This window comes from Methanobrevibacter sp., from assembly GCF_017409525.1.
In the GTDB taxonomy this organism is placed as follows: Archaea; Methanobacteriota; Methanobacteria; order Methanobacteriales; family Methanobacteriaceae; genus Methanocatella.
The window spans coordinates 1-17,945 of record NZ_JAFQSO010000007.1 but is presented as its reverse complement, the minus strand read 5'-3'; the positions used below and the strand labels follow the sequence as shown (position 1 = coordinate 17,945).

At 35.8% G+C, this 17,945-nt stretch carries 19 protein-coding genes and 1 pseudogene; 15 read left to right on the top strand and 5 right to left on the bottom strand.

The window, feature by feature from the left end:
* Positions 1-14: 14 nt before the first annotated feature.
* From IJE64_RS02990 to IJE64_RS02980, 3 genes are read left to right on the top strand one after another with little or no spacing between them, the layout of a single operon-like run.
* On the top strand, positions 15-521 hold the full coding sequence (locus IJE64_RS02990) for a ribonuclease VapC (protein ID WP_292781833.1): 507 nt from the start codon (positions 15-17) through the stop codon (positions 519-521).
* Positions 518-1,633: a DUF2117 domain-containing protein gene (locus tag IJE64_RS02985; RefSeq protein ID WP_292781830.1), complete on the top strand. Its 1,116-nt coding sequence runs from the start codon at positions 518-520 to the stop codon at positions 1,631-1,633. The genes IJE64_RS02990 and IJE64_RS02985 overlap by 4 nt, the downstream gene beginning before the upstream one ends.
* A 15-nt stretch (positions 1,634-1,648) precedes the next feature.
* Positions 1,649-2,623: a methanogenesis marker 2 protein gene (locus IJE64_RS02980; protein WP_292781827.1), complete on the top strand. Its 975-nt coding sequence runs from the start codon at positions 1,649-1,651 to the stop codon at positions 2,621-2,623.
* A gap of 48 nt (positions 2,624-2,671) precedes the next feature.
* Here the strand turns inward: IJE64_RS02980 and IJE64_RS02975 are convergent, their stop codons facing one another.
* Positions 2,672-3,403, bottom strand: coding sequence for a thermonuclease family protein (locus IJE64_RS02975; protein WP_292781824.1), 732 nt, complete (start codon positions 3,401-3,403; stop codon positions 2,672-2,674).
* 127 nt (positions 3,404-3,530) lie between these two features.
* Here IJE64_RS02975 and IJE64_RS02970 point away from each other — a divergent pair, with 127 nt between their 5' ends.
* The 8 genes from IJE64_RS02970 to mtnA all read left to right on the top strand — a co-directional run bounded on the left by IJE64_RS02970 (position 3,531) and on the right by mtnA (position 10,990).
* On the top strand, positions 3,531-5,078 hold the full coding sequence (locus IJE64_RS02970; protein WP_292781822.1) for a methanogenesis marker 3 protein: 1,548 nt from the start codon (positions 3,531-3,533) through the stop codon (positions 5,076-5,078).
* Positions 5,050-5,520: a methanogenesis marker 6 protein gene (locus IJE64_RS02965; RefSeq protein WP_292781819.1), complete on the top strand. Its 471-nt coding sequence runs from the start codon at positions 5,050-5,052 to the stop codon at positions 5,518-5,520. The genes IJE64_RS02970 and IJE64_RS02965 overlap by 29 nt, the downstream gene beginning before the upstream one ends.
* 8 nt (positions 5,521-5,528) lie before the next feature.
* Positions 5,529-5,984, top strand: coding sequence for a methanogenesis marker 5 protein (locus IJE64_RS02960; RefSeq protein WP_292781817.1), 456 nt, complete (start codon positions 5,529-5,531; stop codon positions 5,982-5,984).
* A 4-nt stretch (positions 5,985-5,988) separates the two neighbouring features.
* A complete protein-coding gene (locus IJE64_RS02955) occupies positions 5,989-7,230 on the top strand; it encodes a methanogenesis marker 15 protein (RefSeq protein ID WP_292781814.1) in 1,242 nt (413 codons plus the stop codon).
* 17 nt (positions 7,231-7,247) lie between these two features.
* Complete coding sequence (locus IJE64_RS02950) at positions 7,248-7,808, top strand: methanogenesis marker 17 protein (RefSeq protein WP_292781812.1); 561 nt, start codon at positions 7,248-7,250, stop codon at positions 7,806-7,808.
* Positions 7,809-7,874: 66 nt separating this feature from the next.
* Positions 7,875-8,741: a radical SAM protein gene (locus tag IJE64_RS02945; RefSeq protein WP_292781809.1), complete on the top strand. Its 867-nt coding sequence runs from the start codon at positions 7,875-7,877 to the stop codon at positions 8,739-8,741.
* A gap of 154 nt (positions 8,742-8,895) precedes the next feature.
* Entirely contained in the window at positions 8,896-9,816 is a 921-nt protein-coding gene (locus IJE64_RS02940; RefSeq protein WP_292781806.1) for a manganese-dependent inorganic pyrophosphatase, read from the top strand.
* 241 nt (positions 9,817-10,057) lie between these two features.
* Positions 10,058-10,990, top strand: coding sequence for an S-methyl-5-thioribose-1-phosphate isomerase (gene mtnA, locus IJE64_RS02935; protein ID WP_292781803.1), 933 nt, complete (start codon positions 10,058-10,060; stop codon positions 10,988-10,990).
* 74 nt (positions 10,991-11,064) lie between these two features.
* Here the strand turns inward: mtnA and IJE64_RS02930 are convergent, their stop codons facing one another.
* Complete coding sequence (locus IJE64_RS02930) at positions 11,065-11,523, bottom strand: zinc ribbon domain-containing protein (protein ID WP_292781801.1); 459 nt, start codon at positions 11,521-11,523, stop codon at positions 11,065-11,067.
* A gap of 382 nt (positions 11,524-11,905) precedes the next feature.
* Entirely contained in the window at positions 11,906-12,910 is a 1,005-nt protein-coding gene (locus tag IJE64_RS02925) for a class I SAM-dependent methyltransferase family protein (protein ID WP_292781798.1), read from the bottom strand.
* Between the two features lie 35 nt (positions 12,911-12,945).
* Here IJE64_RS02925 and dph5 point away from each other — a divergent pair, with 35 nt between their 5' ends.
* Positions 12,946-13,737, top strand: a complete 792-nt coding sequence (gene dph5 / locus IJE64_RS02920) for a diphthine synthase (protein ID WP_292781794.1) — start codon at positions 12,946-12,948, stop codon at positions 13,735-13,737.
* A gap of 508 nt (positions 13,738-14,245) precedes the next feature.
* Complete coding sequence (locus tag IJE64_RS02915) at positions 14,246-14,785, top strand: hypothetical protein (RefSeq protein WP_292781792.1); 540 nt, start codon at positions 14,246-14,248, stop codon at positions 14,783-14,785.
* A gap of 113 nt (positions 14,786-14,898) precedes the next feature.
* On the opposite strand, the gene IJE64_RS02910 is transcribed toward IJE64_RS02915, so the two are convergent.
* Both IJE64_RS02910 and IJE64_RS02905 read right to left on the bottom strand, forming a co-directional pair.
* Positions 14,899-15,354, bottom strand: coding sequence for a hypothetical protein (locus tag IJE64_RS02910; RefSeq protein ID WP_292781789.1), 456 nt, complete (start codon positions 15,352-15,354; stop codon positions 14,899-14,901).
* A 323-nt stretch (positions 15,355-15,677) separates the two neighbouring features.
* The gene (locus tag IJE64_RS02905; RefSeq protein WP_292781786.1) at positions 15,678-16,196 is read right to left on the bottom strand and encodes a hypothetical protein; all 519 of its coding nucleotides are present in this window, start codon (positions 16,194-16,196) and stop codon (positions 15,678-15,680) included.
* A gap of 333 nt (positions 16,197-16,529) precedes the next feature.
* Here IJE64_RS02905 and IJE64_RS02900 point away from each other — a divergent pair, with 333 nt between their 5' ends.
* Together IJE64_RS02900 and IJE64_RS02895 are read left to right on the top strand one after the other, a co-directional pair.
* A complete protein-coding gene (locus IJE64_RS02900) occupies positions 16,530-16,844 on the top strand; it encodes a hypothetical protein (protein WP_292781783.1) in 315 nt (104 codons plus the stop codon).
* A 415-nt stretch (positions 16,845-17,259) separates the two neighbouring features.
* Positions 17,260-17,945: pseudogene (locus IJE64_RS02895) on the top strand (hypothetical protein); the annotation flags it as partial.

Sequence of the window (17,945 nt, the reverse complement as noted above, 5' to 3'; positions counted from 1 at the left end):
TTAAAATATTCATCATGGAAATTTGTTATGTGTTGGATGCATCGGCATTTATAAATGGATTCCAGATAACTTCCAAGAACAATTTCACAGTCCCTGAAATAACTGCCGAAATTAAGGATTTCGAGTCCCGCTTGAAATTTGATAGTGTTGTTAATGATGGGCTATTGAATATTAAAGAGGTTCCTTTTCAGTATATAAATAGTGTTAATGAAATTATATCTGGTAGTGGTGATATTTTAAGATTGTCATTGCCTGACGTCAAATTGATTTCTCTGGCATACATGCTGTCGCAAAATGGTGAGGATGTTAAGGTGATTACTGATGATTATACCATTCAAAACACTTTAAAAATCATGGGAATTCCTTATTCTGGCGTTATAACTGAAGGAATTAAAGGAATATATAATTGGAAAAAGGTCTGCGAAGGTTGCAAAAAGGAATTTGATGAGGATTATCCTTTTGATGATTGTGAAATCTGCGGATCCAGAATATTCAAAAAAAGAATTAAGGTGAATAAATGAGGATTGGTGTTGTAGTTCATGGCCCAAATGTTATTGATTCTGGTTATGCATTAAAATTAATCAATCTTTTTAAGGAATATGGAGATGTTTCAGCAAGATTGGGCGGAACCATGGGCAGGACTGCCGTTATTGATGCAAGTTTGGAAAATATTGTTGATATCTCTCGCAAATTGGTTCCTAGCGATTCTTTAAAGTTGTTCCATGACGATAACGTTGATGTAATATTTCTGTTAAACTATGGAAAATCTGATGTGACAGGACAGGTATTCGGATATAAGGTTCATAATCATTATAAAAATAAAATAACTGATAATAACATTCCTGTAGTTCAAATAGAGCGTCCTGGTGAAGTGGATGGAAGCATCATACCTTGGAATGGTCATCCGGATATTGTTGATGAATTGTCTGAAAGATTGGATTTAGCTATTGTAATGCCTGAAGAGGTGTATGATAATCATATCAGACAAGATGATGCTGGCACCAATCAAAGAATTGTACATGGTGTAAGTCCTGGTGAAAACATCATGGTTAACAGTGTTGTCATCGGCAAAACCAATTCTGATAAGCTTGTCTTAATAGCTAAAGATAATCATATTGTAGATATCGTTGGCGGTGAGCTTAAGGAGCATGGCCTTGAAAAGCTTGGCGAGGTTGACCTGGATTCGGCCATTATCAAAACAGGACTTTTAAGGAATGCCAAGGTCAAACCGAGGGTTTTAAATAAGGAAAAACCTAAAGATTTCAAGGTGACATTTCTAGATCATGCAGGTGAAGATGTTTATAGATTCAGGGATTCCAGCGTTGTCGTTACTGTCGGCGATGATACGACATTGATCTCTTCTGATATTTTATATCGATTTGATATACCTGTAGTGGGGATAACGGATGGCGATTTGGATAAGGTTGTAGCAGATGGATTCAAAGTAAAAAATTCAATCATCTTTGAGGTTGAAGATGGTTTTGATGATATCTGCGGTAAAGATATTCAAAGGATAATATTTGACGGAAAGCAGGCAACATATGATTTTTCAGATATTGGCGAGCTTGAGGAAAAAATAGTTGAAATAATAAAAAATATTAATTGCAAATACAAAATAAATTATATTAAATAAACAGGAAGTGTAATCTTGGATTTTAAAAGTCTTGTTAAATCTATTCAAGAATTTAAAGGAGTATCTCGTAAAAGTTCAATAGATAATGTAATATCTCTTTTAAAAGAATCATATAATGTTTCAGGGAATGTTGTCATTGACATTGGAGATGATGCTTCAGCTATTGACATTGGAAATAATCAGGTAATGTTAATCGCCGCTGATGGAATTTGGGGCGACATAATGAATGTAAACCCATATTGGGCAGGATACTGTTCCGTTCTTGTAAACGTTAATGATATTGCAGCAATGGGTGGAAAACCGCTTGCCATGGTGAATATAATGTCCATCAGTAATGATGAGATTTATGAAGACTTATTAAATGGAATCAACGATGGATGTCTAAAATTCGGCGTTCCTATGGTTGGAGGTCATTTGCACCCTGATGGCGAAGTCGATTCATTGGGTGTTGCTATTGTTGGAATTGCTCAAAAGGATAAAATAATCACTAGTTTTGGAGCTGAAGTGGGTGATAAGGTAATTGTTGCAATAGATTTGGACGGAAAACCTCATGAAATGTTTAGCCTAAATTGGGATACTACCTATGACAAAGACTCTCAATTGGTTCGTGATCAAATCACTGCTGTCCAATACCTTGCAGAAAACGATTACATTAAATCAGGAAAAGACATCTCAAATCCGGGAATTTTAGGAACTTTGGAAATGCTTTTGGAGACATCCGGAAAAGGAGCTGTTGTTAATCTGGAGGAAATTCCAAGAAATGAAACAGTGGAATGGGTTGATTGGCTCAGGTCTTATCCGGGTTCAGGATTTGTTTTTACAGCTAGTGAAGACAAATGCGATTTTATTAAAGAATATTTAGCAAAATACTCAATTGAAGCTGAAGTCGTTGGTGAAGTGACTGATTCCAATTCTCTTTACTTGAATCATGGTGATGAACAAGCTGAAGTGTTCAATCAAGAGAAAAATCCAGTTTTCATGTTCCGATGATGTCAAAAGATTGATTCACTGTTTTTCAAAATAAAAAAGAAAAAAAATTCAAGGATTGCATATCTTGCACGGCTCATATCCCTGATTGATCGCATCATCTCTGTTTGAAAAATACACTTTGTTCGAATCAGACATCTTATCCACGCTTTTGCAGCTGGCACGATGGAACTTGCCAGAATTTGAATTTCCTATGTAGCTTCCGGAATCAGAAGTGTCTGTGTTGGAACTGTCGCTTGAAGATGTGCTGTCTGTATTTGCCACCGGTGTGTCACTGTTGGCCCAGGAATATGGATAAAACTCGCTTGGAGGCATATACATGATTTCTGCAAGACCCTCTTGCAATAGAATTTCATTCAGATTTTTACCATCAACGATAACAACGGCCAATGTTCTTCCATATCTGTCGTTAGGTTTCGAATCGTCAATATCAAGACTAATTTCTTTATTTAAGCATAGCTTCTGAACAAAGTTTTTGGATGTGATGTATCCCTCCACACCTCTTTCAGGGGTGTTTACTCCCACTAAACGAACTTTATAGCCATTGTCTAAATAAAGTGTGTCTCCATCAACTACCTTTACGCAGGTTCCTGTCACTTCCGCTTCACAATCAGTATCATTATACTGGCTCAAAATGTCATCTGCAGACATGTCCGAATATCTGGAAGTGGGAATGTCATGTGAAAAGCCGGTTCCGGTATATGCATTGACTATTGAGATAGTTCCTATTGCAATAAACAATATAATTAGTAAAGAAAAAACATGCTTTTTTGTAATGGTCATTATTTTTTCCTCCTTATAATATTGTTATAACTTTGTGTTAATATAATTTTTGAAAATCAAATAAATAATTATTTAATATAGTGAAATGATAAATATATAATATTAAAAATTCTTATTGGGAGATTGTATGTTAATTAAAATTAATGGAGAAGAAATAGATGTAGCGGAAGGTTCTTCAATACAAGACGTGATTGATAAAACTAATGCTCCATATACTCCTGGTAGTGTTGTTTGTTTGATTAAGGGTAAAAAAGAACTTGAGAAAAATATTAATAAATATAAAATTAAAACAAATAAGGGTTCTATTATAATCCAGCTCGATGAATCTGATGAAGCAAAACCTTTGGTTGATGTTTGGAAAAATCAATATGAGGAGTTTGTTGATTTGGATATTCGATGGTCCACCCCTACTGAGGTGGCTATTGGCCCTATCGTAACTGATTTGGAACCGACTTCCGATGAATATAAGTATTTTGAAGGAGATGTTGTTTTAAGTTTATCTAGTTTTAGTAATGAGTCTACTCATTTAATCATGCTTAAAGAGAACACAACTAATGTTTACAGTGTCCCTCCATATAATAAAGGTATTTTTGCTCGTATTATTGGAGGTAAGAAAACATTGGAGGAACTTACTGATGATGATTCTGTAACCGGCATTGAACCGATTATAGAGAGAAGCACAACAACCGATAGTGCATCCACATCTGATTTAAGTACTGTACTGGAAGAAGGCAATGAATTATATACCTATATTTCCATTGAAATTGATGAGGAATCACCGGTTTGTGTTGAACATTTGTTCTCTTTAATTAAAGATGGTAGAATAAAAGTCTCTTTTGATAGTGAATCTTTCATCGGTTTTTATGAGTTGGAAGGGCTTGATAAACCTAAAGAGAATACTACTCAAAGACTCAGAGGAACAATCACTGTTAGGAATACTGGTAAAGGTGTGGGAAAGCTTTTTGTATATCGGGAAAATAGAGTTTTAACTCCAAACCATACGACTGTTGGAAAAGTCGTTAGAGGAATGGAGATTATCGATATTGCAAAGGAAAATGACTTTATTACTGTCAAATCAGAACAACAAAGATTGGTATTGTTAAATCAAACTCAGGCAGAAGCTTCAAGATTATTGTCTCAGTCTGGTGTTGAGCATTTAATCGATGGCTTGGTTGATGATGATGCAATCATTGTTGAGCAAAATCCTAAACATACAATCGACATCCTAAAAGAAGGACAAGTAATAACTAAGGCTGTCAAAAAAGAGGATATCTGTAAAATTAAGTTTGTTGATAATGCGCCAAGGTCTGTTAGATATTTCAAACTCTTATCAGGTCTTTTGGAAAATCCTGTTGGCCAAATAAAGGTTCATTTCTCAGTTCCCGGAATGCACATTGTTATTTTTGAAGGTGATAAGAAAGCCGCCAAAGGTTTGATTCCTGAAAATAATCCTGTAGGCAAAGTTATCAGAGGCCAAATCGGTATCACTAACATGTCTTCAAAAAGCGCAGGTTTAATCGGTGTGAGATTTGAGGATAATGTGGAATTCGGACCGACTGCGGAAAACTTTGAGGCAACTAACATTATTGGCGATATTGTTTCAGATTATGATTATCTCGAAAAATTAAAAGAAGGAGTTGTAGTATATGTCACAGAATCTAACCATGAGTCCTGATTTGGGTAAGGAAGATTGGGACCCAGATGTAATTACCCGTATGATTTTTATTGGGCCGGGAGCTCATGTGAGTGAGCAGGAAATTGTAAATGAGTTTCATTTGCTTGACTTGCCTCTTACAATAAAAAACACTTGCTACGGCTCTATGATAAGTGGAAAAAGTGAAGATGTCTATAAAGCCATTGAGGAAATAAGAAAACTTGATCCAAACCACATTTTCACAAAAGAAAGAGGTTTTGCTCCAGGTGACCCTAGGAGATGCAGAGGCCATAGATTTGGACCTAGGGAAGGATTCCACCAAATGGAAAAGGAATACAGAATACTCGGCTTTGTTGCTGAAGCTTTAGAAAATCCAAAAGAAGTGGAATTGGAAGAGAAAAAACCAGTTGACGTTGACGAATTTAAAAGAATTATGAACGAATGTTTAGAAAATAAAGAATAGGTGAAAATATGGTTAAAATAGCTATTTATCCTCCAAACTCATTAATTTTAGCAGATTTACTTGAAAGGAAAGGTCACACTCCTTTAGTTCTTCAAAAACAAATCAGACAAAAAATCAAAGACCCGGAAATTGATTCTCCGCCGATGAATATCACTGAAGAGGACCCGATTAAGGGCCTTAAATATGCGGCTATCGAAGTTCCGTCAGGGGTTCGTGGAAGAATGTCAATCATCGGACCTATTATAGATGAAGCGGAAGCGGCCATAGTTGTTGATGGCGCTCCATATGGCTTTGGTTGTATCGGTTGTGCAAGAACTAATGAATTATCAATCTTTTTGCTCAGAAATAAAGATATTCCTGTTTTAGAGCTTGATTATCCTAATAATCAGGATGAAACATATGTCATGGTAAATAAAATTAACGAATTTGTGGACTCACTAGAAGAGACTGCTGAGGGGGAATAGTAATATGGTTAAAATTGCTTTAGTTTCATGCGGAACAGAATATAGTGGAATTCAAAAAGAAATTGAAAAAGCAGCAAACAAATTTGGTGCAGAGATTGTTCTTCCTGAAATCGATTTGGATTACATTGATGAATCTTATGAAAAGTTTGGATTTTCAGCTCAAAGTTCAAGCTTGAAATTAATGATTGCAAGAGCTATGGCTATTGTCGAAGGCAGGTCTAAGCCTGATGCGGTATTCATTGCAACTTGTTTCAGGTGTGCTGAAGCGGCATTGGTCAGAAATGAGGTCAGAAGATTCATACAAAACAACACTCGTATCCCGGTAGTCACATATTCATTCACTGAAAGGACAAAAGCGGATGAATTGTTCATCCGTATGGAAGCGTTGGCCACTACTGTAACACGCAGAAGCATTCTTGCCCGTGAAAAACAGGAAGGCCTTACCCTTGGTCTGGACTCAGGTTCAACCACTACAAAAGCTGTTCTCATGGAAAACAATCAGGTCATCGGAACTGGCTGGACATCCACAAAGGACATCATAGAATCTGCAAAGACAGCCGCTGCAGAGGCATTCTCACAAACTGATTATGATTGGGATGACCTGGATGGTATCGGAACCACTGGTTATGGTAGATTTACCATGGGCCAGGAATTCAATGCAGAGCTCATTCAAGAAGAATTGTCAGTCAACGCGAAAGGTGCAGTGTATCTGGCAGATTGTCAGAAAGGTGAAGCTACCGTATTGGATATAGGCGGTATGGATAACAAGGTAATCACTGTAAATAACGGTATTCCGGATAACTTCACAATGGGAGGAATCTGTGCGGGAGCATCCGGAAGATTTTTAGACATGACTTCCCGTAGGTTAGATGTGGACATCACCGAATTGGGTCCATTGGCCGTGCAGGGGGACTGGAGAAAAGCAATGCTTAACTCCTACTGTATTGTATTCGGTATTCAGGACTTGGTAACTACACTTGCAGCAGGAGGTTCCAAAGCTGATGTTGCAGCCGCTGCATGTCACTCAGTATCAGAGCAGGTTTATGAACAGCAACTTCAAGAAATCGATATTCGTGAACCATTAATTCAGGTGGGAGGTACAAGCCTAATCTCAGGTCTTGTTGAAGCCGTAAGTGAGACTTTAGGTGGAATCGAAGTCATTGTTCCTGAATATTCTCAACATATCGGTGCTGTTGGAGCGGCTCTTTTAGTATCTGGAATGGGGCGCAGGCAAGATAATAAATAGTCTTAAGGGTTGATTTAATGTTAGTTGAGTGCTATGATGAAAAAGGTGCAGAAGTTTATGATATCATCATTAAGCAAATCTTTCAGGATTTGGTTCTTGGAACAGCAGTAGATGATTTAAAAGCTTATGTCAATCCGGATGATCCTGTATTTGTCTTAGCTATTAAAATGAGAAAGACTTCAAATGCCATCACTTTTGAAGAGGTGGCCAACTTGTCTTATGTTAAGGCCGATGACATTACAAGAATCATCATTGATGACGAGAATTACCTTCCAAACATATTGAAGCAATTGTGGAAAAGATTTTCAAGAGATGAAATTTATCAACCGAACAGGTATCAGCTTGAGCTTACTGGAAATCATTTGGATTTAAAAACATTGGTTATTGATGACCCTCACTCCAATCTACAAAGAAGAATCTATGATGCCATCTTTAGAATATTGCCTGAAGGCTTTAAGATTATTAAAGACATGTCAACAGAGGATATTGTCGCTGTCGTTGCTACAGATGAGCTAATTAAGGATGCATGGATTGAAAAAGCCAATGAATATATTGATGAGTTAAGCAATGGCAAATAGAAAACTTTATATATTTGTTCGTATTAATACAAATTAACACGAGTTATATTTTGGAGAAGTGATATTATGGCTGAACACAAAGGTTCAAGATTTGCACATATAACAAAAGCACATCCATGTTTCAATGAAAAGATGCATGATAAAGTAGGTAGAGCACACGTGCCTGTCGCACCAAAATGTAATATTTTTTGTAACTTCTGTACAAGGGATATTAATGATGAAGAAAATAGGCCAGGTGTTGCAAGCTGTGTTATGAATCCTGATGCTGCAATTAGTCACATTAATGATGTTACTGCAGATGGTCCAATAGCAGTTGTAGGGGTAGCTGGACCAGGAGATTCACTAGCTAATGAGGAAACATTCGAATTCTTTGAAAAGTTAGCATCTGAACAACCGGATTTAATCAAATGTATGAGTACAAATGGTCTTTTGCTTCCAAAATATGCAGATAAACTTGCAGAACTTGGAGTGAACTCAGTTACTGTAACAATTAATGCAATCGATCCGGATATTGCAGTTGATATTTATTCATTCATCAAGTATGAAGGAAAAGTTTACAAAGGTTATGAGGCTGTCGAAATACTAATCAAAAATCAATTGGAAGGTGTTGAAAAGGCAGCGGCCAATGGCTTGGTGGTTAAGGTTAATTCAGTTTTAATTCCTGGACTAAATGATGAGCATATTGTTGAAATAGCTAAGGAAGTGAAAAAGCGAGGCGCTTCTTTAATGAACATTTTGCCGTTAATTCCTTTAGCTAAAATGAAACATTACTCACGTCCTGACTGTTCCATGATGGAATCCGTAAGGGAGCAGGTGGAGGAAATCATTCCGGTATTTAGAGCATGCACCCAATGCAGAGCGGATGCATACGGGATACCTGGTAAAAAAAGCGAGGACCATCATTTGGGAATGACTCCTCAAAGCCATTACTGATTATTGTTGGGCTATTGTTCATAGCCTATTATTTCATTTTTTTTCACCAATCAAATTCACCATCAATATATTTTGTTATTTTTCAGAACTAATCTATAAATTAGATGAAAAAGATAATTAAATAGGAATATTAATTTTTGAGGAAATAGATAATATGGTTAAAACTTATGTTTTTGGACATAAAAGTCCGGATAGTGATAGTATTACTTCAAGTTTGGTAATGACTAACTTGGAACATGAATTGGGTAATAGTGAAGCTCAAGCTTACAGATTAGGCAATATCAACAAAGAAACAGAATTTATTTTAAACTATTTAGGCATCCAAGCGCCGGAACTCTTGGAAAGTGTTGAAGATGGAGCTAACGTCATTTTGGTTGACCACAACTCTCCTGCTGAATCAGTGGACAATTTGGAAAATGCAAACATCCTAAAAGTTGTTGACCATCATAAATTGGCTCTGGAAACTTCCTATCCGTTGTTTTTAAGATTTGAACCTGTGGGATGCAGTGAAACCATTCTATGCAAATTGTATGAGGAAAACGGTGTTGAAATCACAAAGGAAATCGCAACATTGATGTTGTCCGCCATCATTTCCGATACCTTGCTTTTGAAATCACCAACCACAACTGAAGATGATATAAAGGCTGTCGAGAAACTTGCAGAAATAGCAGAAATCGATGCTGAAGAATACGGCTTGGAAATGCTCAAGGCAGGAACAGACTTAAGCAGCTTTACAATCGATGAGATTTTAGCGCTAGATGCAAAGCAAATCGACTTCAAGGATGTAAAATCAATTGTAAATCAAGTAAATACTGCAGATATTTCTGATGTCATGGCTTTAAAAGACGATCTGGAAGCCGGAATGGATAAAATCATCGATGAAGAGGATTTGGACTTATTCATGCTTTTAATCACTGATATCGTTAACAGCAATTCACAGGTCATCGCTTTGGGCAAGGATGCATCACTTGTTGAAAAGGCATATAATGTAAAATTAGAGGATAATACTGTTTTGCTTGAGGGTGTCGTTTCACGTAAGAAACAGGTCGTGCCAATTATGACTGAAAATGCGTAATACTTGGGTAATACTAAATAAACAGTTTTTATTCAATTAGACCTAAATATTTATAAGTAATAAATTGATAAATAATAATTAAGATGTATTTTTAATACGTCTCTAATCCATCCGTGAGGATATTTTTTAAAAAAGTATAATTATAAAATTAATGCTCAAACATTAAACAAAATTAGAAACTAACATTTAATTATACTTTTTTACTTATTTTTTTTAGGATATTTTTTTTAAAGGCGTTAACATGAAAACACTTGAATGGGAAGACAACAAATTAAAACTTATTGATCAAAGAAAGCTTCCTGATGAGTTAACTTACGTATATTGTGATAACTATCAGGATGTCATTGTCGCAATTAAGAACATGACTGTTCGCGGAGCTCCGGCAATTGGTGTGGCCGCCGGTTTTGCAATGGCTCTTGCAGAACTTGAAGGGGTCGATTTAAACATGGCTGGTGATGAAATCAAAGCCGCAAGACCGACAGCCGTAAATCTGTTCTGGGCAGTTGACAGGGTATTGAACAGTGAAGATGATGCAGTCAGCGAAGCCTTAAAGATGTATGAGGAGGACATGGCCACAAACAGAGCTATCGGAAAGTACGGCGCTGAAATAATCGATGATGGGGACACTATTTTAACCCATTGCAATGCAGGAGCGCTTGCATGTGTGGATTATGGAACCGCTTTAGGCGTAATCAGGGCCGCAAGAGATGCAGGTAAAAGTATCAATGTGATATGTGATGAAACCCGTCCTCGCGGTCAGGGTGCTAGCTTAAGCGTCTGGGAAATGCAGCAGGAAAACATTCCCGTGAAATTGATTCCGGATGTTGCGTCAGGATTTTTGATGTCACAGGGCAAAATCGACAAGGTTGTCATCGGCGCTGATAGGATAGCAAAAGGCGGTGTCGTAAACAAGGTAGGTTCATTTATGGTTGCCCTGGCCGCAAAGCACCATGATATTCCATTTTATGTGGCAGCCCCATATTCCACTTTCGATAATGAGATATCCATTTATGATACCATCATTGAAGAAAGGGACGGTGATGAAGTGAGATATTATGGGGGCTCAAGAATCTGTCCTAAGGGAACAGAAGTCATCAACCCTGCTTTTGACATAACCCCAAAGGAATTTGTCACTGGAATCATCACAGAAAAAGGAATTATTGACCCAATCTAGGCAATAATTCAATTAATTTTTAAAAAGAGGTTTTTTTTTAATTTAAAAAAATAAAAAAATTGAGTTTAGAAAACTCAATAGTAGTAATAGGTTGAGTGATAGCTAGAAGCTAGTGCAAATACGAAAAGTATCCATATAACAAATATTATAACGGAAATTGCTATAATGATTAATCCATGTTTGTGGACATCTTCGTTATCTCTGGTGTATAGGTAGATACCGATTCCGACTGTAATGATAACCCCGAAGATACCTATGAGCAGTGTTAATACGATTGCACTTATGTAACCTATAACTATTGCTGCAGTGTGAGTATCCTGTACAACAGGTGATCCGCAGTTAGGGCAAACAACTTGTCCAGCTGGAATCACGGATTTACAAACTTTACAGATGGAACCTGCAGCATTGTTCATGGTAGGTGCTGCAGCAGCTGCTGCTTGTTGGGTATTATCCATGGATCCGCCACATTTTGAACAGAATTTGTTGTCTGGATTTTCTTGTTCATGTCCACAGTGTGGACAAAACTTAGCCATATTATTTACCTCCGATTAAGAAATTTTTCGAATTTTTTCAAACATCAAATTAAAAGTTTTCATTATATTTTTTTATAAATATAACCTTTGATTTTAATTTAGTTTGTGTATTGTAGCTGAATTTTCTTTATTTTTTAGGTTAATTAAAAAATACCTCAAAGTCAGTTAATATAATATTTTTAAGGGATTATATTTAAAAATTTCTAAAAGAGTTTAATATTTATCTGACTGCGCAGATTTTAATTTTTTCATAAGATGAATAAAATTATTCATATTTGTTTATTATTCAATTGTAATTTAATATAGATATTAATATTATTAACTTTAAAATTAGATTTTGTGCAAAATCTGCAATTTAAAAAAATTAAGTGCAAAAAGGTTTTCACTCGTCACTTACTTTCCCATCGATGGCAACATGCCATTCTCCAGGTGATGTGGATTTGACCTTGCGGGCATTGGTTATTTCCACCTTTTTGTTTTTCTTTTCACATGCGGTTTCCAGCCGTTTTATTCCCTGTTCATATGAATCTGAAAACTCATAATAGTTGATTGTTCCTCCGTCTTCAATCAAATCGACTGCAAGGTCAAGGAAAGTGTAGGCAAGACCTGGCAGGTTCATTATCATCCTGTCAAATTTGCATTTAAATCCTTTGCTGACCTCGGCAATATCTCCGGCATATGTTTTGATGCTACCTTTGAGTTTATTGAGCTTGATGTTTTCATCCAGATATCTGATGGCTTCGCCGTTGATGTCGACAGCGGTGATATCCACATCTTTATTTCTTGCAATCACTATTGGAAACGGACCTATTCCGCAGAACATGTCAAGAATCTTTTCGCCTTCCTCAACGCTTTGCATCACCCGTTTTCTCTCGGTTGCAAGCCTTGGAGAGAAATACATGTCTCGGACATTCAGCTTAAGGCGGGCTCCATGCTCCTTGTGTATGGTGATTGGGTCGTCTATTCCTGATAGGAACTCCAAATCCCTCACCCTGGTTGTCCCTTTTATTGCACTTTTTTTCATGTAGATTGACCTTCTTTTTGTGAACTTGAGCGCAGCGTCCCCGATTGTCTGTTTTTTGTCCTGCAAGTTGTCGGGAATCTCAAGAATCACGATGTCGCCAATAGTGTCAAAGGAGGTTCTCAAATCCTCAATTTCCTCTGAAGTGAGTTCATCTTCAAGCAGTTCGGAAAAGTTATGGGGAACCCTTTTCATGGCTTCAAGCTCAATGTCGACGATTTCATAACCTTCAATATCGTCATTGATGGGGATATATCCGAAATCGGCTTCCGCCTTAATCCTATATTCCATGTTCATCTTGCCGATTTCCATTAATTTTATGCGGGTATCATTCAACTCCCTTAATGGAACTTTTACACATTTCATAAGATTTATTATGTTTAAATTATTATATAATGTATATGTTTTATTTAGTGGGTTTAGGATTATTTGACCATAGGGACATTTCAATAAAGGGTTTGGAATGTCTGAAAAATGTCGATAGAATTTATGCGGAATTTTTCACATCCAGACTGTTTGGTTCAAGCTTTGAAGCTATTGAGGAGCTGGTCGGCCAGGAAATTGAAGTTCTGGTCAGGGGCGAAGTTGAAGAGGAGCATAAGTTCATTGATGAGGCAAAAGATGAGGATGTTGCCCTAATCACAGGGGGCGATCCGTTGATTGCAACCACCCATAGCGACTTTTTGGTGCAATGTGCGAAAAGGGGCATTGAATATGAGGTCATTCATGGCTCTTCAATACTGTCTTCGGCACCGGCCATTTCTGGCCTTCAGGGATACAAGTTCGGAAAGGTGACAACCATCCCGTTTCCGGATTATAACTTCTATCCGAAATCTCCCTATGAGGCCATTGAAGAGAACTTGAAGATGGACTTGCATACATTGGTTCTGCTTGACATTCAGGCTCATAAGGACCGCTACATGACTGTGAACCAGGGTTTGGAATATCTCATGAACATCAAAAATGATTTGGACCGTGAAGGATTGGTCACGGAGGATACTCTTGCGATGGGCATTGCTCGCGTGGGTTCAAAGGACGTTTGCGTTCGAGCGGGTAAAATCAGTGAGCTCATGGACTTTGATTTTGGAGGGCCTCTTCACTGCATTGTCATTCCTTCAAGACTGCACATTGTCGAAGCCGAATATCTGGTTGAAATTGCCGGTGCAGACCCTAAAATACTTGATGATGTTTAATCTTTAAAAAAGGGGGAGTGAGGAAGTATTTTAATCTACTTCCCTATAAGAACATATTCTAAACATTTTGGAGATTATAAAATGGTTTACTGATGTTCATATATAGATATGAAATTTACTTCACATCGTTTATTAATTATATTTTAATATTATTTAAATGTTTTTATTTTATTTTCATTGGAACGAGTCGTTTGATGGGATAAATGCAGAAAAAGTATATTTCGCCTAAAAAATAGTAATTTTAATTAAGTTTTTTTCAAAAAAGGGGGAGTTTTGGAAGTAGTTTTTGTTTTGCTACTTCCTATGAAACATATTCTAATCATTTTGGAGATTATAAAATGGTTGAATTGTGTCATGTACAAATATGAAATTTATTTCACATCGTTTATTAGTTATATTTTAATATTATTTAAATGTTTTTATTTTTTCCCGGCTTTTTCTCTCAAATACATTAATATACTAAAAGCTCTAAATTGTTAATCAATTTAATTGTAATTGAGGTGATTTTTTGGATAGAAATAAAGCTATTGTAGTCGCATTGATAATAGTCGTTGCAGTCCTTATCCTCGCTTTGGCGGCAATAATGCCGAATTACGGCAAAGAAAAATCAAATGTGAGTATCGAAACCAATGATACAATAACCGAGGGGGACCCGATTTATATTAATCTCACTGATGTCAATGGAACCCCTATTGAAAACGAAACTGTAAATGTTACAATTACCAATAATAACGGAACAACTGAGCAAAAGACAGCCGTTACTAATGATCGGGGCGTTGCAAAAGTAAAAATGGATGTGGATAAAGGAAACTACACTGTCGACTGTACATTTAAGGGAAACGACAATTTCACTGAAAACGCAACATCCGAGACCATAGAGGTCATTGAAGAGCCTGCAGTTTCACCGCAGCCGGCAGCAGTCAGTGATCCAGGTGCATTCTACAGCGCCCAGGAAGGAAGAATAATCTACACTGGTGAAATTCACGACGCTCCCGATGGCCATAGATACAGGCATTTGGGAAACAATGAATGGGAACTGGTTGAATAGTTTAATTTAATGCCTTATTAATGGCATTTTTCATCTTTTTTTTAGTTATAAATTGTATTTAAAAAAAGTTTTGATAGAGTATTTAATACTCTAACATTTAATTTTTTAATTATTTAGTTTAATTTAAAATCATTTTTATCAATTTTAAATTCTATAGTCGCAGAACTATTTTTGTCCGGATTATTTATACTCATTAACACGCCCGGATCAAGATAATTCAAATTACCAATAGTTTCAGTATCGTTATAACCGTAACCTGAAAATATTAATTTATTATCTTCTATAGTTAAATTACCTTCAAGTTTAAAGAAAGGAGCCATAGGGCCTGTAGACCATTGTAAATATAATTCATTATCAATACTCCATCCGTCGTCTTTAGATTCGCCTTTTTCAATAATTTTTCCAGTATTTGATTTTAAAAAGTCTTTTATTTTTAGTTCATCTGAAGCGTCATCTGAATCAGGATGCACATACCAATCAATATCATCTAAATCAACCTCAAAATAAACTTTACATCTAGCATCAGAAGATGGATTAGGTTCCAGTATTTCAACACTTCCGTTTGTCACATCAACATCTGCTAAAGCATGATAATTATTAGGCCCATCGTATGATGTGAAATTTGTAAATGATACTGTCAGTACAAAAGATAAAGAGAAAACTACTAAAAAAAGCAGTAGAATATATACGATTTTTTTATTATTCATTTTTTAACCTCAATGTTTTTAACAGTTGTCTCATGAACAACTCTGTCTTCATCATTTTTATCAATATAATTAATGCAAAACTCTTTTTTTTTGGATATGTGCATGATAATAATAGATGTTTTATGTTTTCAGTGGGAAATATTCAAAACTTTAAAACTTAAAACATCTATTTGACAAAAATATTTCTAAAATTTTATATACGGATATGAAGTGTCTTGGAAAGTAATATTGCCCGATAGAATTTTTGCTTGACCGGAATCTTGGATGAGATAATAATTTTCATATGTTGTAGTTACATTTATAGTTAAGATATTTCCATCTAGACTATAGCTGGAATTATATACTCTTATATCACTGGTACTTAGTGTATCATTATCTGATATCACTGACAGCTCACTGTCATCTAGGTTTTCGTTTACTTTTTTCAGCTGGTCATCAGTGGCATTAAGTTTGATTATTAGGGTATAGTTTATAGTAGTTTCGTTTGTATAATTAACATCTGCGTGGCCATTTGCATCTATACGGAATGATTGACCTGGCTCCAAATCCATTTTTTCTACTGTTTCCCAAGTAACGGAAGAATTCAAAATTTCACCAGTTACTTCTTCTGGTTCAAAATCAAACCATCCGGCACTTACCATACTTAATGAAGAAATTGCTATCATTAAGATTGCTGTAATAAATACAATTTTTTTTGTATCCATTGTTTTTACCTCCAAATTATAGATATTCAAAAATCTATCAGAGAATATATTTATATTTGGCGATTGAATATTGGGTGCAAAAAAATTTTTAAAGACATTAAATAACTTTAACATTAACGTCAGAGCATAGCTATTCAAAACTTCGATGCTTCGTGCCGGTTTGCAGAACGTATTACAAAATGTGTCGCATAAACATTATTAACACACATCAAAACACTACGAAAATAAAAGTTAATGCTGGTTTAAACAATTGCTATTTACTTAAACCATGAATATATGCTAATAACATTTTTAAGTAATGTTAATAGATATACTAACAAGAAGGTGTTTTTTATGGATGATTATGCTGGTTCGAAATGTGGAAGTTGTGGAAAACCCGTTAAAAGGGGGGCAAGTAAATGTCCTCATTGTGGAGTGCATTTAGTTGGAGAAAAAATACAATATACTTATAAACAGGCACCATATACTAGAGTTAGTGGACCAGAAAAAAAGGTCTGGGAAATAACTTTGATTATAGATATTCTTATTTTTATATTTTTAATGACAGGCATATTTGGGGTGAATTTCGTAGGATTGTTTGTATCGTTAGTACTAACCGCTATATTTACTTTACCAATAGTATTTGTAGTTATGATCCTAGTTGAATAAAACTTCTGATGAGTTAGTGATTATTGGAATAAGTTCGATGTTAATGTTTAACTTAAATAATATTGAATGGTGCTAAAAAAATACTTTAAAAAGCAGGTCTGTACATATGTATGAAGTATATTTGAAACTTCCAGGGCTTCGTGCCGGCCAGCAAGTATGCATTGGTAGAAATAAATCCAGTTAATGTATATTGTTTTTGATATTATATTTGTGCAACACGGATATTATGAAACAATTTATGCGGGAAGAGGTAAAAATCCGCTTTAACCTTTTCTTATTATAGTTATATATAAATATATATAATTAATAGATTTTTAATTGTATTGATGTTTTATGTGGAAATAATGGCTTCAAATATTTGTTCGTTCAACATAAAACATTTCTATCAAAATATATATTCATCGAGGAAAAAAGAATGGAGTTCAATAAAAAAATAATCATATTCATGGCAATATTTCTTGTAGGCCTGCTCGTGGTTGGAGCGGCAAGTGCGGCAGATGTTGATGTGAATGATACGGGAAAACTGTCTGCAGGAGAAAATGATGAAATTGTAAGCGTTGAAAATGATGTTGACGTATTAGGCGAAGGTGAATATAATTATACTCAGTTAAAAGACCAATTTCGCTTTGATGGAGATATAACATTATTTGCAGGAAATTACACTTATGTTTCCGGTGACGGCGACACAATTGAAATCACTACTTCCAGGGTAATTGACGGTAATGGTGCAGTTATTGACATGGCCAATTCAGGCCATGGAGCATTTTCTGTTACGACATCCGGAGTAACAATTAAAAATCTAACCATTAAAAATGCTAACTTTGAGGGTAATGGAGGAGCAATTTACTTTATGTATTCAGGTATTGTTATAAATTGTAATTTTACTAACAACACTGCAACAGTGTATGGTGGTGCAGTTTACTTCCAGGATGAGGGTAATGTAACAAATTGTAATTTTACTGATAACAATGCAAGAATCTATGGTGGTGCAGTTTACTTCCAGAAGGGGGGTAATGTAACAAATTGTAATTTTACTGACAACACTGCTTCTGGGACTGGTGGTGCAGTTTACTTCCAGAATGAGGGTAATGTAACAAATTG

Excerpts from the sequence above, each read along its gene's own strand:
- IJE64_RS02900 (WP_292781783.1), top strand. The coding sequence starts at position 16,530 with ATGGATGATTATGCTGGTTCGAAATGTGGAAGTTGTGGAAAACCCGTT.
- IJE64_RS02990 (WP_292781833.1), top strand. The coding sequence starts at position 15 with ATGGAAATTTGTTATGTGTTGGATGCATCGGCATTTATAAATGGATTC.
- IJE64_RS02930 (WP_292781801.1), bottom strand. The coding sequence starts at position 11,523 with ATGGCTAAGTTTTGTCCACACTGTGGACATGAACAAGAAAATCCAGAC.
- mtnA (WP_292781803.1), top strand. The coding sequence starts at position 10,058 with ATGAAAACACTTGAATGGGAAGACAACAAATTAAAACTTATTGATCAA.
- IJE64_RS02945 (WP_292781809.1), top strand. The coding sequence starts at position 7,875 with ATGGCTGAACACAAAGGTTCAAGATTTGCACATATAACAAAAGCACAT.
- IJE64_RS02905 (WP_292781786.1), bottom strand. The coding sequence starts at position 16,196 with ATGGATACAAAAAAAATTGTATTTATTACAGCAATCTTAATGATAGCA.
- IJE64_RS02955 (WP_292781814.1), top strand. The coding sequence starts at position 5,989 with ATGGTTAAAATTGCTTTAGTTTCATGCGGAACAGAATATAGTGGAATT.
- IJE64_RS02960 (WP_292781817.1), top strand. The coding sequence starts at position 5,529 with ATGGTTAAAATAGCTATTTATCCTCCAAACTCATTAATTTTAGCAGAT.
- IJE64_RS02970 (WP_292781822.1), top strand. The coding sequence starts at position 3,531 with ATGTTAATTAAAATTAATGGAGAAGAAATAGATGTAGCGGAAGGTTCT.
- IJE64_RS02950 (WP_292781812.1), top strand. The coding sequence starts at position 7,248 with ATGTTAGTTGAGTGCTATGATGAAAAAGGTGCAGAAGTTTATGATATC.
- dph5 (WP_292781794.1), top strand. The coding sequence starts at position 12,946 with ATGTTTTATTTAGTGGGTTTAGGATTATTTGACCATAGGGACATTTCA.
- IJE64_RS02985 (WP_292781830.1), top strand. The coding sequence starts at position 518 with ATGAGGATTGGTGTTGTAGTTCATGGCCCAAATGTTATTGATTCTGGT.
- IJE64_RS02940 (WP_292781806.1), top strand. The coding sequence starts at position 8,896 with ATGGTTAAAACTTATGTTTTTGGACATAAAAGTCCGGATAGTGATAGT.
- IJE64_RS02965 (WP_292781819.1), top strand. The coding sequence starts at position 5,050 with ATGTCACAGAATCTAACCATGAGTCCTGATTTGGGTAAGGAAGATTGG.
- IJE64_RS02925 (WP_292781798.1), bottom strand. The coding sequence starts at position 12,910 with ATGAAATGTGTAAAAGTTCCATTAAGGGAGTTGAATGATACCCGCATA.
- IJE64_RS02975 (WP_292781824.1), bottom strand. The coding sequence starts at position 3,403 with ATGACCATTACAAAAAAGCATGTTTTTTCTTTACTAATTATATTGTTT.